The organism is Streptomyces sp. NPDC041784 (genome assembly GCF_055591025.1).
The window spans coordinates 80,499-94,827 of record NZ_JBVJAB010000012.1 but is presented as its reverse complement, the minus strand read 5'-3'; the positions used below and the strand labels follow the sequence as shown (position 1 = coordinate 94,827).

Here is a 14,329-nt window from a genome sequence, read left to right as displayed (position 1 = left end):
GGGGGGTCAGCTCCCGAAGAGCTGCTCCCGGTGGACCTTCCAGCGTTCCATCATGGCCGAGACCTCGCCCTCGATGAACTCGAAGAAGGCGAGGGTCTCGGCCATGCGGCGGCCCGCGGGCGTGTCGGCGCCGAGGCTGGCGACGCCCTCGCGCAGGGCGCCCTCCCAGCGCTTGATGACGGCCTCGCGGTTGGTCAGGGCCTCGTACCACTGGTCGCCGTGCACCCGGTAGCGCTCCCGGCGCGAACCGGGCTCCCGCTCGCGCGCCACCATGTGCGTCTGGGCGAGGTAGCGCACCGCGCCGGAGACCGCCGCGGGGCTGATCCGCAGCTGTTCGCCCAGCTCGGCGGAGCTCATCGCGCCCTCGTCGGAGGAGAGCAGCGCGGCGAACACCCGGGCGGGCATGCGCTGCATCCCGGCCTCGACGAGCTGCGCCGCGAAGGACTCGACGAACCTCGACACCGCCTCCGGGTCCCGCCCGTTCTCGCTCATGGCCTCGACCTCATGGCCTCATCCTAACGGCGATTCACGCGCTTCCTTAACTTCACAAATTTCTGAAAGAAGCGTACGTTCGGGGGCATGACCAAGGCCATCACGGTGTCGGGACTGCACAAGTCCTTCGGCCGCACCCACGCGCTCGACGGCCTCGACCTGGAGGTCGCCTCCGGCGAGGTGCACGGCTTCCTCGGCCCCAACGGCTCCGGCAAATCCACCACCATCCGCGTCCTGCTCGGCCTGCTGCGCGCCGACTCCGGCGCCGCGCGGGTCCTGGGCCGCGACCCGTGGGCCGACGCGGTCGAGGTGCACCGCCGGATCGCGTACGTCCCCGGGGACGTCACCCTGTGGCGGAACCTGTCCGGCGGCGAGGTCATCGACCTCTACGGCCGACTGCGCGGGGGCCTGGACCCGGCCCGCCGCGCCGAACTGGTCGACCGCTTCGAACTCGACCCGACGAAAAAGGGCCGCACCTACTCCAAGGGCAACCGGCAGAAGGTCGCCCTGGTCGCCGCGTTCGCCTCGGACGTCGACCTGCTCATCCTGGACGAGCCGACCTCCGGCCTGGACCCGCTGATGGAGGAGGTCTTCCGGCGCTGTGTCGAGGAGGAGCGGGCGAAGGGCCGGACGGTCCTGCTCTCCTCGCACATCCTCAGCGAGGTCGAGGAGCTGTGCGACCGCGTCAGCATCATCCGCAAGGGCCGCACCGTCGAGACGGGCTCCCTCGCCGACCTGCGCCACCTCACCCGCACCAGCGTGACGGCCGAACTCGCGGGCACCCCCAACGGGCTGGCGCACCTGCCCGGCGTGCACGACCTCGACGTCCGGGGGAACCGGGTGAAGTTGCAGGTCGACACCGACGGACTCGACGCCGTGCTGCGGTCGTTGACCGCGTCCGGCGTACGGTCGCTGACGTCGACGCCGCCGACGCTGGAGGAACTGTTCCTGCGCCACTACCAGGACGACGAGGTGGCGGCGCGATGACCGCCCTCGCCGGCACCGGCACGCTGCTGCGCTTCGCGCTCGGCCGCGACCGGCTCATGATCCCCGTCTGGGTGGCCGTCAACGCCCTGATGGTCCTCTCCATGCCGAACACCCTGGAGGGCCTGTACGCCACCCCCGCCGACCGCGCGGACCTGGTCCGCCAGCTGGACACCAACGCCTCCCTGCGCGCGCTGATCGGCCCGGTCTTCGACGACTCCGTCGGCGCGCTCACCGCCTGGCGGGTCGGTGTGTACGCGGGCGCGCTCGCCGCCGTGACCAGCCTGCTGATCGTCGTACGGCACACCCGCGACGAGGAGGAGAGCGGCCGTCAGGAGCTGATCGCCTCCGGCGTGGTCGGCCGCCGTGCCTCGCTGGCGGCGGCGCTGCTGGCGGCGGGCGTCGCGAACGGCGTCCTGGCGCTGCTGGTCACGGCGGGCCTGGCGGGCCGGGGGGCGGCGGGGGCCGTGGCCTTCGGGCTGGGGCTCGCCGGGGTCGGGCTGCTGTTCGCGACCATGGCCGCGATCGTCGCGCAGCTCACGCAGAGCGCGCGGCTGGCCCGGGGGCTGACGGCGGCGGTGCTCGGCGCGGCCTTCGTGCTGCGCGCGGCGGGCGATTCGGCACGGGACGACGGCTCCTCTCCGCTGACCTGGCTGTCACCGCTCGGCTGGCTGGAGAACCTGCGGCCGTACGCCGGCGAACGCTGGTGGGTACTGGCCCTGTTCGCCGGGGCGATCGCCCTCCAGGCGGCGGTCGCGTACGGGCTGGCCGGGCGCCGGGACGTCGGCATGAGCTTTCTGCCGACCCGGCCGGGACCGGCGTCCGGGCGGCTGGGCTCGGCGGGCGCGCTGGCCTGGCGGCTCCAGCGGGGTTCCGTGGCCGGCTGGGGCATCGGCTTCCTGCTCGCCGGCGTGGTCTACGGCGGGCTGACGGACGGCGCCGCCGACCTGGTCCGGGACAACGACCGGGCCCGCGAGATCTTCGAGCGGATGGGCGGGCAGTCGGGGCTCACGGACGCCTTCCTCGCCTCGATGATCGGCATGCTGGGCCTGATCGCCTCCCTGTACGTCGTCGGATCGGTGCTGCGGCTGCACGGCGAGGAGACCTCGGCGCGCGCGGAACCGGTGCTGGCGAACGCGGTCGGGCGACTGCGCTGGGCCGCCGGCCATCTGCTGATCGCCTTCGGCGGCGCGGCCCTGATCATGCTCCTCGCGGGCCTCGGCTTCGTGGCCGGCCACGGCGAGAACGCGGGGCCGATCCTGGGCGCCTGCCTGGTGCAGCTCCCGGCGGTGTGGGTGATCGGCGGCCTCGCGGTCCTGCTCCACGGCACGGCCCCGCGCCTCGCGCCCGCCGCGTGGGGCGTGGCGGGCGCGGCCCTGCTGATCGGCTGGGTCGGACCGGCCCTGGACGCCCCGCAGGCCGTGCTGGACCTGTCCCCCTTCGGCCACCTGCCCAAGCTGCCGGGCGGCGGGATGGAGTGGCGGCCGGTGCTGGTGCTGACGGCGCTCGCGGTGGTGCTGGTGGCCGGGGGCCTGGCGGGTCTGCGCCGACGGGACATGAGCACCTGAGCGGTTCGCTTCCCGCCCGGGCGTCACACCGTTACGTCGAGCCCCTCCAGCCCCCGGATCACGAAGTTCGGCTTGCGGCGGGGCTCGGCGGCGAGGGCGAGGGTGGGGGCGCGCTCCAGGAGGGCCGTCATCGAGGCGGCCAGCTCGATCCGGGCCAGGGGGGCGCCGATGCAGTAGTGGATGCCGGCGCTGAAGGAGATGTGCGGGTTGTCGGCGCGGCTGAGATCGAGCCGCTCGGGGCGGTCGAAGACGGCCGGGTCGTGGTTGGCGGACCCGAAGAGCATGGCGATCTCGGCGCCCCTCGGGATCGTCGTGCCGTCGATCTCGATGTCGTCCAGCACCCACCGCTCGAAGAGCTGGAGCGGGGTGTCGTAGCGCATCAGCTCCTCCACGGCGGAGGGGACCAGTGAGTGATCGGCGCGCAGGGCGGCAAGCTGCTCGGGATGGCGGAACAGCGCCCACCAGCCGTTGACCGTGGCGTTGACGGTCGCCTCGTGCCCGGCGTTCAGCAGCAGCACGGCCGTGGAGATCATCTCCTGCTCGGTGAGCCGGTCGCCCTCGTCGTGCGCCTCGATCAGCCCGGAGATCAGGTCGTCGCCCGGCTCCTTGCGGCGGGCGGCGATCAGCTCGCGCAGGTAGTCGGAGAACTCGACGGAGGCCCGGACGGCCCTAGCCGCCGTCTCCTGCGAGGGGCTCAGCTCGTACATCCCGCAGATGTCCGCCGACCAGGGCCGCAGCGGCGCCCGGTCGGCCTCCGGGATCCCCAGCATCTCGGCGATCACGGCGACGGGCAGCGGCTCGGCGACATCGGCGAGCAGATCCCCGCCGCCCGCCTCCATCAGCCGATCCACCAGCTCCCCGGCGAGGCCGGCCACATAGGGCTTGAGCCGCTCGACCGTCCGGGGCGTGAACGCCTTCGACACCAGACGCCGGATCCGGGTGTGGTCCGGCGGCTCCAGATCGAGCATCCCGTGATCGTTGAGCGTGTGGAACGGCTCGTGCTCGGCGGGCGGCGCGGTGCGGCCGAAGTCCTCGTGCGTGAACCGGTGCTGATACGTCCGCCCCAGCCGCCGCTCCCGCAGCAGCGCCGACACGTCCGCGTGCTGCGGCACGAGCCACTGATCGGTCGGCTCGTAGTAGACCACCCGCCCCCGCCCCCGCAGCTCGGCGTACGCCGGATACGGATCGGCCACGAACGCGGAGTCCCAGGGATCGAAACGAAGGTCGTCGACTGCTGCCATGCACGGACGCTAACCGGTCTCCGGGCCGGTGACCAGGGGGGCAGGGGGCGGGAATCAGGAACGGCCCGGGGGTGGCTGGAGGACCGCCGGGCCGCCTCGGTGGGGGGTGGGGACGTGGTGGGCGGCGGGCTCGGGGAGCGCGTCGACGCAGGACCGCGAGCACGCGTTGACCAGGAGCGGCAGTACGTCCGTGGCGACGACCAGGGAGATCCAGACCTGGTCCGCCGGCCCCGACGGGGGCAGCGGGCCGGCGCAGACGCTGCACGCGCGGACCGGCTCGGCCTCGAACGCCGTCGGCCCGAGCGCGGGGAACGGCGGGCGGTACTTGTAGTTGCCGTAGACCGCCCGCGTGCTGACCGTGCTGCTCCGCAGCTTCCGGCACCGGGTCAGCTCGTACGGGAACCAGTGCAGCCGGTACGAGGTGTACGGGCTGAACTCCTCCAGGCTCTCCATCGCGCCGATCTCGGGCGGCAGCCGGACGAGATTGCTGCCGTAGAGCACCAGGTGCCGTACCGCCTTCAGCTTGGCGATGGTCGGCGGCAGGGTGATCACCTGCCGCCGTTCCTCCGCCGTCAGTTCCACCAGCGGCTTGAACACCTCGCGCCCGTCGGCGGCCGCCTCCTCCACGAGGTCGAGGAGCCGCCGCCAGCCGGGGGCCGACGTGTCCTGCCGCTCGGTGTGGAACCTCGGTTCCCTCGGCGGCGGGACGCTCCTGCTCCGCGGCAGGCAGTCGCACCTGTCCCGGCTGGGCGCCTCCCCCGCCGGACCCCCGGCATCGGCCCAGCGGTTCGTGAACACCTTCGGTTCCCCACCCTCGGTCATGCCGCACAACCTAGTCGGGCGCGTGGAGGCGGACCACGGCGACCGGAGGCCGAGCCGCCCGCGACAGCAAGCGGTCGGCCGGCCTCCCGCGGTTCGGGCAGCCGAGCCGCGTCAGGACGCCGGCATCCTCCAGAACTGCCAGGCGTTGCCGCCGCAGTTACGGACGTTGATGCCCGCGTGCTCCCTCGGATCGCCGTTGTTCTGGATGCTCAGGCACTGGTCGTTGACCTCGGTGCGCAACCAGTCGCCCTCCTTCCGCCAGCGCTGGTTGGCCAGGCCGTGGCAGTCGCCGACCGCCTGGACCGCGCCGTTCAGCTCGCCGTGCCGGACGTCGAGACAGTGCAGCTCGGCGACGTTGACGATCTTCTGGCCCTCCCAGTACCAGAGCTGGTTGCCGGTGCCCCGGTTGCAGGTCTGCACCTCGACGTTGTCGCCGTTGGAGGCCAGGCACTTGCCGTTCAGGAACGTGGTGATCTGGAAGTAGCCACCCGCTCGACGGCGGGGGCCGCCGCGTGGACGGGGGACGCCGTGGCGAGCAGGGGCAGGGCGGTCAGCGCGAGCGCGGGAATGCCGCGCGCAAGTTTTTTGATCATGTACGTGATGCAGCGGGACGACGACGGCGGCCGGCAGCTTCCGGGAGGGCCACTCACCCGTCCGGAGCAGCGGATTCACCGCAGAAACGATCAAGGCGCGTCCTGCTGCTACCTATTACGATCGTCTGCACGGGCACCGGACGCGAGCGCGAAGCTCGTCCGGAGCGTGCTGCGGAGCTTGAAGGGTGACCCATCGTGACCGCGGTCTTCCTCCGACGGTTCGGATAGACGAGGACCAACTTCCGTATGTCGTGGCCGGAGTGGGACGAGGACGAGTACCGCGCGTATTTGCAGTCGGAGCGCCGGGCCTATGCCTGGATCATGCGCAGGTACGGGGGGATGTCCCTGACGGAGTCATGGGCGGCGGCCCTGGACTGGTACGACTACGAGCCCCCCGGCACCCGTTGCCGCGGGCTCGTCTTCCACGACACGTCGTGGCACTGGGCGATGAGCACGCTCTACGGGGACAACTACGTCCGGGATGCTCCCGACCTGGGCCGACCGCCGGACCATCCGGTCTGACCGGTGAACTACCCCGGCGTCACCAGCCGTGCCTCGTAGGCGAAGACCGCCGCCTGGGTGCGGTCCCGCAGGCCCAGCTTCACCAGGATCCTGCTGACGTGCGTCTTGATCGTGGACTCCGCGACCACCAGCCGGCCCGCGATCTCGACGTTCGACAGACCGTGGGCGATCAGGACCAGGACCTCCGTCTCGCGTTCGGTCAGATCGCCGTAGGACCCCTGCGCGGTGGACGGCAGCCGGGGGACGTCCGTGAGCTTGGAGAACTCGGTGATCAGACGTCTGGTGACGGAGGGGGCGAGGAGGGCCTCGCCGGACGCCACCACGCGTACCCCGTCCGCCAGCTGGCGGGCCGACGCGTCCTTGAGGAGGAAGCCGGAGGCTCCCGCCCGCAGCGCCTGGTAGACGTACTCGTCCAGGTCGAAGGTGGTCAGCACCAGGACCTTCGCCGAGCCGTCCGCCGCCACGATCTCCCGGGTCGCCTCTATGCCGTTCAGCTCCGGCATCCGGATGTCCATCAGGACCACGTCGGGGGCGAGTTCCCTGACCCGCTCCACCGCCTCGCGGCCGTTGACCGCCTCGCCGACGACCTCGATGTCCGGCATCGCGTTCAGCAGGACCGAGAAGCCCTCGCGCACCATCATCTGGTCGTCCGCTATCAGTACCCGGATCGTCATGCTCCACCCTCGCTCGCGGATGGCACCGGCAGGAACACCGTCACCTCGTAGCCGCCCGCCGGCGTCGGCTCCGCCGTCATCTCGCCGTTCAGCATCGTGACCCGCTCGCGCATCCCCGTGATGCCGTGTCCCGCGCCGGGCGACGGCTTGACCAGGGACGGGTTGGGCGGCGGATCGTTGATGACGCGCAGGCCGAGCCCGCCCAGCACATAGCCGATCTCGACCCGGGCACTCGCGCCCGGCGCATGACGCAGGGTGTTGCTCAACGCCTCCTGCACGATCCGGTACGCCGACAGCTCCACGCCCTGCGGAAGCTCACGGACCGCGCCGGTCACCGTCTTCTCCACGGCCAGGCCGGTCTCGCGCACATTGGCGAGCAGGCCGTCCAGCTCGGCGAGGGTGGGCTGCGGGGTGTCCGGGGCCTCGTAGTCCTCGGCGCGGACCACGCCCAGGACCCGGCGCAGCTCCGTGAGCGCCGCCACCGCGTTCTCCCGGATGGTGGCGAACGCCTTCTCCAGCTCCTCCGGCGGGTTCTCCACCCGGTAGGGGGCGGCCTCCGCCTGGATGGCGACCACCGACATGTGGTGGGCGACCACGTCGTGCAGCTCACGGGCGATGGTGGTGCGCTCCTCCAGCAGCGTGCGCCGGGAACGCTCGACCGCGGTCACCGACTGCTGGGCCGTCACCTCCTCCTCAGCCTGCCGGCGGATGTGCCAGACGGTGATGGCGAGCAGGATCAGCGCGGACAGGATCAGCATGGGCGGGACGTTCGTCGCGTAGTGGCCCCAGCCGAAGGCCGTCTCGGCGAGGAAGCCGTAGAACGCCGTGACCAGCCACATCCACGCCGCCGTGCGCGGGCGGGTGCGGATCGCCACGACGGTCAGCACCGCCAGGTGGGATATGAAACTGCCGGGCAGCCACGGCCAGTTGCCGTACGTCGTGCCGATGAGGGCGACCACAGCGGTCGAGGCGAGGGACAGCCAGAACGCGCCGACCGGCCGGACCAGCGTCATCAGCACCGGCGCCAGGGCGAGCAGGCCGGACAGCAGGCCCACCACGCTGTCGCCGTCGTCCACGAATCCGGTCAGCATCGCCACCACGCCGGCCGCCCCGACCCACGCGTGCCGGGACCAGGTCGCGTACTCCCGCTTGCGGCCCTTCAGGCCGCGGGTGAGCCGCCCGGTGGGCTCCCTGCGGGGCAGCGGGCGGTAGGCGAAGGCGTCGTGGAACAGGTCCTGCCGCAGCCCGCGCAGGGCGTCCATAGCCGCCCGGAACTCCGGGCTGCGCGGCCGGTAGGCCTCGAAGGACTCGTCCGGGTCGTCCGGGTGCGTGGTGTGCGTCTGCGTCGTATCGGTCACATGCGAAACGGTAGGCGGAACAGCGGGTCGCGGTCGTCACCAGTGAGAGGGGTTCCGCCGCATCCGACTCAAGTACTACGGGTCCGACGGGACGCCCCCACAGCGGCCGCCACTCAGTACCCCGAGGGTCTCACCAGCCCCGACTCGTACGCGAACACCGCCGCCTGGGTGCGGTCCCGCAGGCCCAGCTTCACCAGGATGCGGCCCACATGCGTCTTCACGGTCTGCTCGGCGACGATCAGGTGCCGGGCGATCTCCGCGTTGGACAGGCCCTGCGCGATCAGGGTGAGCACCTCCGTCTCACGTTCGGTGAGATCGCCGACGCGCGCCTTCAGCGGGGGCCGCGGGGTGCCGTTCAGCCGGGAGAACTCGGCGATCAGCTTGCGGGTGATGCCGGGCGCGAGCAGCGCGTCGCCGGCCGCCACCACCCGGACCGCCTCGGCGAGCTGGTCCGCCGAGGCGTCCTTCAGCAGGAACCCGGACGCCCCGGCGCGCAGCGCCTCGTACACGTACTCGTCGAGGTCGAAGGTGGTGAGCACCAGGACCTTGATGTGAGGGTGGGCGACGGTGATGCGGTGGGTGGCCTCGATGCCGCCCATCTCGGGCATCCGGATGTCCATCAGCACGACGTCCGGCGTCAGTTCGGCGACCTGGGTGACCGCGTCCACCCCGTCCACCGCCTGCCCGATCACCTCGATGCCCGGGTGGGTGTTCAGCAGCACGGTGAAGCCCTGCCGGACCATCTGCTGGTCGTCGGCGATCAGTACGCGGATGGTGTCGCCGCTCGTCATCGTCTGTCTTCTCCTGTCGGGGGCGGGTCGTCCGGAAAGATCAGTTCCAGGTCCGCCGGCGTGCCCGGATCCCTGTCGGGCGCCGCGACGCCGTCCTTCGGGAGGAACGCCGAGACCAGGAAGCCGCCGTGCAGTGTCGGATGGGCCACCACGTGTCCGCCGAGCATCGCCGCCCGTTCCCGCATGCCGAGCAGTCCGTGCCCCGCGCCCGGGGAGGGCCGCACCGGCGCGCTCGGGCGGGAGTTGAGGATCTCCAGGTGGAGACCGGCGGCGGTATGGCGGACGGCGACCCGCACCTCCGAACCCGGCGCGTGCCGCAGGGTGTTGCTGAGCCCCTCCTGCACGATCCGGTACGCCGACAGCTGCACGCCCGGCGGATACGCCGACGCCTCGCCCTCGACGACGGCGACGACATCGAGCCCGGCGGCCCGGGTGTTCTCGAGGAGGGCGTCGAGCCGGTCGAGGGTGGGCTGCGGGGTGTCCGGCGCGGTGCCGGTGCCGGCCGCGCCCAGGCCGTAGGGGTCGTCGGGGTTCTCCGAGCGCAGCACGCCGAGCACCCGGCGCAGTTCGGCGAGCGCCTCCAGGGCGTTCTGCCGGATGCCGGCGAGGTTGTCCCTCAGCTCCTCGGACGGGTTCTCCACCAGGTGCGGGGCGACCTGCGCCTGGATGGAGATCACCGACATGTGGTGGGCGACCACGTCGTGCAGTTCGCGCGCGATGCGGTTGCGCTCTTCCAGCAGGGTGCGGCGGGCGCGCTCCTCGGCGGTGATGCCGGCCTGCTCGACGAGCTGGTTGCGGGCCTCGCGGCGACCGCGCAGGGCGGTGCCTATGACCACCACGGTGGCGAACAGGGCCACGGCCAGCACACCGGTCGGCGTGTAGTTCGCGCCGCCGATGCCTCCCTGGACCAGGTACGTGAGCAGCGCGGTCAGGACCAGCGCCTCGACCGACACTCTGGTGCGCACCCGCAGGGCGAGCAGCAGCAGCACCATGCAGTGCGCGATCAGGCCGGGCGGACCCCACGGCCAGCCGGGCAGGTCCGGGTGCGGGGCCGGACGCGGCGAGCCCCACAACCAGCCGCCGACGGAGTGGAGATCGGCGAACATCTCTGCCCGGGCTCCCAGTGCAACCAGCACCGAGACCGCCAGCGACAGCCACCAGGCCGGTACCGGCCGCCACAGCGCCAGCAGCACCGCGCCGCCCTGCGCCAGCGCGCACAGCGTGCCGTACTGGACGCCGAGCTGGTAGCGGTCGACCATCTGGTCGAGGTTGGCGACCGTCGTCCCGAACGCGACCAGGCACACCAGCCCGTGCGGCAGCCAGCGCAGCCAGACGGAGGGCGGAAGGGGGTCGGCCCGGGCCGTCCACAGGTCGTCGCGCAGCATCCGCAGGGCCCGGACCACCCAGCTCTGCACCCCGGTCAACACCTTCTCCACCCCGTTCGTCCGCATCACCCTAGCCACGGCGGGCCTTCGGCATACCTGGCTGTTCCGGTCGGCCGCCGGTTCGCACCACCCGGGACCGGCCGGGCCGGCCCCCGCGCCGCCGGGCGCGCCGTCCGCCGCCGCTCTCGAAGCCGTGGAACGCCGCCCAGCACACCGCCAGCACCAGCGCGAACACCGGCAGCCAGAGCAGCCGGGCCGCGACCCAGTCCAGTCCGTCGGGGACCGTGTGCAGGCCGGGCAGGCGGCCCGCGAGGAGGCCCGTGGCGGTGGTCGCCATGAGGGCCGTCTGGTGCCAGAGGAACACCGTCATCGCGGACAGGTTCACCAGAGCCACCGCCGCCCATGCCAGGGGGCGGCGCATGGTGCGGCGCAGCCGATCGCGCAGCAGCAGGGCCAGTCCGCACTGGGCGAGACCGAAGGTGACGGCGGCCAGCGTCGGCGGGTTGAGGTTGGAGACCGCCGCGCCGGGCACGCCGACCATCGACGCCGGATAGCCGGCCCAGGCGACGAGCACCGCTGTGGTCACCGCGCCACCGAGCAGCAGGGTCCAGGCCGCGCGCGGCCGCTCCAGCTCGCCCCGGGTCCAGGCCGCACCCAGGGTGTACGGCACCAGCCAGCCCGCCACTACGTTCACCCAGCCCGGCCAGGAGGGGCCGCCCAGGCCGAAGCGCACCAGGTCCACATGGAGGACGACGGCCAGCGGCCACAGCGGGTTCAGCCGGGCCAGCAACGGGGTCGCCGCCGTGAGCACCGCGAACACCAGCAGGAACCACAGCGGGGACAGCGCCAGCTTGACCACGGTGTGCACGGTGACGAAGGACGCGCCGCCGAGCAGCAGCCCGACCGCCGCGACCGTCCACACCGCCAGCACGGCGAGCACCGGCGTGAACAGGCGCTTCAGCCGGGCCCGCAGCCATGCGCCGTAGACACCGGGCGCGCGGGACGTCCGGCGGAGGCCGGCCCGGGCGCGGGCCGAGGCGAGGCTGCGGGTCGCCACATGGCCGCCCACCATGAAGAACACCGCAAGCGTCTGGAACATCCACGACACCGGGGCCAGCCAGGGCAGGTGCCCCAGCGGGCTCGCGGTGCGCAGCGCGCCGCCGTCCGCGACGAGCCCGGTCACCAGCCAGTGGCCCAGCACGACGCCGAGGATCGCCAGGGCACGCAGGGCGTCGACGGCGCGGTCGCGCTGCGGGGGCGTGGCGGCGTCGATCCGGGCGGCCGCCTGCCGTATTCGAGGAACGGCCCGCCGCCGCGTGCCCGGCACCGCCGGCCGTGGTGCGCCCGGTACGGCCCGCCGTTCGCGGGCCGTGGCCCGCCGTGTCTCCCCCGCGTCCGTCGCGTCCGTCGCGTCCGTCGTCTCCGTGTTCGCCGTCGTCTCCGTCGTCTCACGCACCGGTCACCTCCGTGGTCTCGCCGAGGACGATCCGGGTGACGTTGGCCAGGGAGACCGAGCCCGGAGTGAAGTAGTCGCTGTGGCCGCCGGGGCCGGCGGCGAAGACGCGGGCACCGAAGGACGGGGACATCGGGTCGGTGCCGAAGCCGACGGTCGTGCCGAACAGGTCGGCGCTGACGTGCGGAACGCTCCCCACCCAGTCGCCGGCGCCCATGGCCGCCCAGATCCGCGCGCGGGTGCGCAGGTCCGCCGCCGAGTCCTCGCCCGTACCCGGACTGCCGAGCAGGACGATGTCGGACACGTCCAGCCGGGGCGCGGCGCGGCCGCAGACGACCGAGCCGTACGAGTGGCACAGGAGGGTGACATGGGCCTTCGGCCCGGTGACGGCGCGCAGGTCGCGCAGGAACGCGCGCAGCTCAGGGGCCGCCTCCTCGGCACGGGCCGGGGTGATCGCGGTGGTGGTGACCGTGCCCGGTGTGGTGTAGCCGAGCCAGGCCACCACGGCGGTCCGGGTGCCGGGCGGAGCCTCCCGGGTGAGCCGGTGGTGCAGTGCGGCGGCGGCCCGGTGGAAGCGCTCGTAGGTGTCCAGCGAGGTGTCGGAGCCGGGTACGAGGACGGCTGTGCGGTCGGCGTGGGCGAGGTCCCCGAACACCTCCACGGCACGGCCGGTGCCTCTGCCGTCGAAGGCGAGCAGATTGCGGGAGGAGGAGGCCAGCCGCCGGTCGGACGCCGCGCGGTGCCGGTCGCCGTGGGCTTCTGCCATCCGGGAGGCCAGGGCGGCGTTGGCCCGGTTGGCGGTGTACGCCTCCTCCAGCGTGGCCGCCGTCAGGGGGGCGAGGGTGGCGGGTGCCGGGGCGGGGATGCGGGGCCGGACCGCCGCGGTGAGCGGGACGATCACGGCGGCGGTGACGAGCACGGCCAGGAGGACACGCGCCCAGCGGATCCAGGGGAACCCACCGCGCCCGCGGTCCGTTCCCCCCTCGGCACGCCTCTTCTTCTCGCGGTCCCGCCCGCGCGGACGCCCCCCGTCGACCGTCGCCATCCCGCCCCTCCCCCGCCAGTGCGCCCGCCCATCGGGCCTGCCTGACTGGGAAGTTACGGATCCGCGCTCGTCGCCCGCGTCCCACCGGAGAGCTGTTCTCCGACGTAGCTCTCAGGTACTACGGGTACGACAACACCGCGCGCCACGGCCCCACGTGCCACGGCCTCACGCGCCACGGCCCCACGTGCCACGGCCTCACGTGCGACACCACCGCGTACGCCGACCCCGCGTCCGAGCACCGCGACGACACCGCCGTCACCACGCCAGCTGCGCGATCTCCTCCCCCACGTGCGACACCACCGCGTACGCCGACCCCGCGTCCGAGCACCGCGACGACACCGCCGTCACCACGCCAGCTGCGCGATCTCCTCCCCCACCACCGCACACGCGTCCGCCGCCGGGTCGATCAGCGGGAAGTGGCCGACGTCCTCCAGCAGGGTCAGCCCCACCACCTCGCCCGCCTTCGCCGCCGCCTCCGCGTACGCCTCGGCGACCGCCTGGGGCACGATCAGGTCCGTACGCCCCTGGACCAGGGTCGTGGCGATGCCCGTCGGCAGCAGGAGCGCGGGGTCGGCGTACGGCTGTCGTTCCTCGAAGTCCCCTTCGCCGCCCAGGAGTTGCCGTACGGCACCCCCGCACACGTCCAGCTTCTCCGCGACCGCGAAGTCCGCGATCGGGGCGAGGGCGACGACGCCCCGCAGCGGGGCGGGTCCGTCGGTCCGCCAGGGCGCGCCGACGGGCAGCACGTGCCGGGCGGCCGCCCACAGGGCGAGGTGGCCGCCCGCCGAGTGGCCGGTGAGGACCATGCGCCGGGCGTCGGCCTGCGGCAGGGCCTGCCGTACCAGCGAGGGAAGCGCGTCGAGGGCGGCCGCGACGTCGTCGAACGTGTCCGGCCAGCGCCCGGCGACCGAGGGAGCGGCGTCCACCGGCCCGCGCCGGTACTCCACGTTGGCCACGGCGAACCCGCGCCGGGCCAGGTAGTCCGCGAAGGGGGTGACATGCCGCCGGTCGTGCGGCGCCCGCCACGCCCCGCCGTGCAGGACGACGACGAGCGGCACGGAACCGCCCGGACCGACCTCCGTCTTCGGGGCGTAGAAGTCGATCACCTGATCGGGGTGGTCGCCGTACGGGGTGGTGGCGTCGGGGTCGACGGGCGGGTGCGAGAAGAGCGACTCCTCCTCGGCGGTGGCCCGGGCAGCGACGACATCGTCCGGCATGCTCCAACCTCTCAGCGGCTAAACGGATTTGGACGGGCGGGGGTGGCGGACCAGGTGAGAATTCGGCCGTTGGCCGGGACGGTATCAGGCCCGTGACGTGCGCGGACATGCGGATGTCACGCACGGTGAGGGTGAGACGGTTCTGTCGATTTATCGACCTGAACCGCCCCGGCCTCCACCCCGA

14 protein-coding genes are annotated in these 14,329 nt (G+C 73.0%); 3 read left to right on the top strand and 11 right to left on the bottom strand.

Features of this window, described 5'->3' with window-relative positions; genetic code table 11:
- Positions 1 to 6: 6 nt before the first annotated feature.
- Positions 7 to 492 carry a GbsR/MarR family transcriptional regulator gene (locus tag ACZ6D7_RS25570; protein ID WP_469495035.1) on the bottom strand — a complete coding sequence of 162 codons (486 nt, stop codon included), beginning with the start codon at positions 490 to 492 and terminating at the stop codon, positions 7 to 9.
- Positions 493 to 579: 87 nt separating this feature from the next.
- On the opposite strand from ACZ6D7_RS25570, the gene ACZ6D7_RS25565 reads away from it, so the two are divergent.
- Together ACZ6D7_RS25565 and ACZ6D7_RS25560 are read left to right on the top strand one after the other, a co-directional pair.
- Positions 580 to 1,479, top strand: a complete 900-nt coding sequence (locus ACZ6D7_RS25565) for an ABC transporter ATP-binding protein (RefSeq protein ID WP_469495033.1) — start codon at positions 580 to 582, stop codon at positions 1,477 to 1,479.
- A complete protein-coding gene (locus tag ACZ6D7_RS25560; protein ID WP_469495031.1) occupies positions 1,476 to 3,044 on the top strand; it encodes an ABC transporter permease in 1,569 nt (522 codons plus the stop codon). The genes ACZ6D7_RS25565 and ACZ6D7_RS25560 overlap by 4 nt, the downstream gene beginning before the upstream one ends.
- 23 nt (positions 3,045 to 3,067) lie before the next feature.
- Here the strand turns inward: ACZ6D7_RS25560 and ACZ6D7_RS25555 are convergent, their stop codons facing one another.
- The 3 genes from ACZ6D7_RS25555 to ACZ6D7_RS25545 all read right to left on the bottom strand — a co-directional run bounded on the left by ACZ6D7_RS25555 (position 3,068) and on the right by ACZ6D7_RS25545 (position 5,779).
- Positions 3,068 to 4,285 carry a cytochrome P450 gene (locus tag ACZ6D7_RS25555; protein WP_469495028.1) on the bottom strand — a complete coding sequence of 406 codons (1,218 nt, stop codon included), beginning with the start codon at positions 4,283 to 4,285 and terminating at the stop codon, positions 3,068 to 3,070.
- Between the two features lie 54 nt (positions 4,286 to 4,339).
- Positions 4,340 to 5,107, bottom strand: coding sequence for a leucine-rich repeat domain-containing protein (locus tag ACZ6D7_RS25550; RefSeq protein ID WP_469495026.1), 768 nt, complete (start codon positions 5,105 to 5,107; stop codon positions 4,340 to 4,342).
- Positions 5,108 to 5,218: 111 nt separating this feature from the next.
- Complete coding sequence (locus ACZ6D7_RS25545; RefSeq protein WP_469495023.1) at positions 5,219 to 5,779, bottom strand: RICIN domain-containing protein; 561 nt, start codon at positions 5,777 to 5,779, stop codon at positions 5,219 to 5,221.
- A gap of 167 nt (positions 5,780 to 5,946) precedes the next feature.
- On the opposite strand from ACZ6D7_RS25545, the gene ACZ6D7_RS25540 reads away from it, so the two are divergent.
- On the top strand, positions 5,947 to 6,222 hold the full coding sequence (locus tag ACZ6D7_RS25540; RefSeq protein WP_469495020.1) for a hypothetical protein: 276 nt from the start codon (positions 5,947 to 5,949) through the stop codon (positions 6,220 to 6,222).
- Positions 6,223 to 6,230: 8 nt separating this feature from the next.
- Here ACZ6D7_RS25540 and ACZ6D7_RS25535 read toward each other — a convergent pair whose 3' ends face one another.
- The 7 genes from ACZ6D7_RS25535 to ACZ6D7_RS25505 form a co-directional block, all read right to left on the bottom strand.
- The gene (locus tag ACZ6D7_RS25535; protein ID WP_469495017.1) at positions 6,231 to 6,896 is read right to left on the bottom strand and encodes a response regulator; all 666 of its coding nucleotides are present in this window, start codon (positions 6,894 to 6,896) and stop codon (positions 6,231 to 6,233) included.
- Positions 6,893 to 8,254, bottom strand: a complete 1,362-nt coding sequence (locus ACZ6D7_RS25530; protein WP_469495014.1) for a sensor histidine kinase — start codon at positions 8,252 to 8,254, stop codon at positions 6,893 to 6,895. Before ACZ6D7_RS25530 ends, ACZ6D7_RS25535 begins: the two co-directional genes overlap by 4 nt.
- 113 nt (positions 8,255 to 8,367) lie before the next feature.
- A complete protein-coding gene (locus tag ACZ6D7_RS25525; protein WP_469495012.1) occupies positions 8,368 to 9,045 on the bottom strand; it encodes a response regulator in 678 nt (225 codons plus the stop codon).
- Positions 9,042 to 10,496, bottom strand: a complete 1,455-nt coding sequence (locus ACZ6D7_RS25520) for a sensor histidine kinase (RefSeq protein WP_469495010.1) — start codon at positions 10,494 to 10,496, stop codon at positions 9,042 to 9,044. The genes ACZ6D7_RS25525 and ACZ6D7_RS25520 overlap by 4 nt, the downstream gene beginning before the upstream one ends.
- Positions 10,497 to 10,500: 4 nt before the next feature.
- Entirely contained in the window at positions 10,501 to 11,757 is a 1,257-nt protein-coding gene (locus ACZ6D7_RS25515; RefSeq protein ID WP_469495503.1) for an acyltransferase family protein, read from the bottom strand.
- Between the two features lie 121 nt (positions 11,758 to 11,878).
- The gene (locus tag ACZ6D7_RS25510) at positions 11,879 to 12,928 is read right to left on the bottom strand and encodes an alpha/beta hydrolase (protein ID WP_469495007.1); all 1,050 of its coding nucleotides are present in this window, start codon (positions 12,926 to 12,928) and stop codon (positions 11,879 to 11,881) included.
- A 344-nt stretch (positions 12,929 to 13,272) separates the two neighbouring features.
- Positions 13,273 to 14,145, bottom strand: a complete 873-nt coding sequence (locus ACZ6D7_RS25505; protein WP_469495005.1) for an alpha/beta hydrolase — start codon at positions 14,143 to 14,145, stop codon at positions 13,273 to 13,275.
- Positions 14,146 to 14,329: the final 184 nt, after the last annotated feature.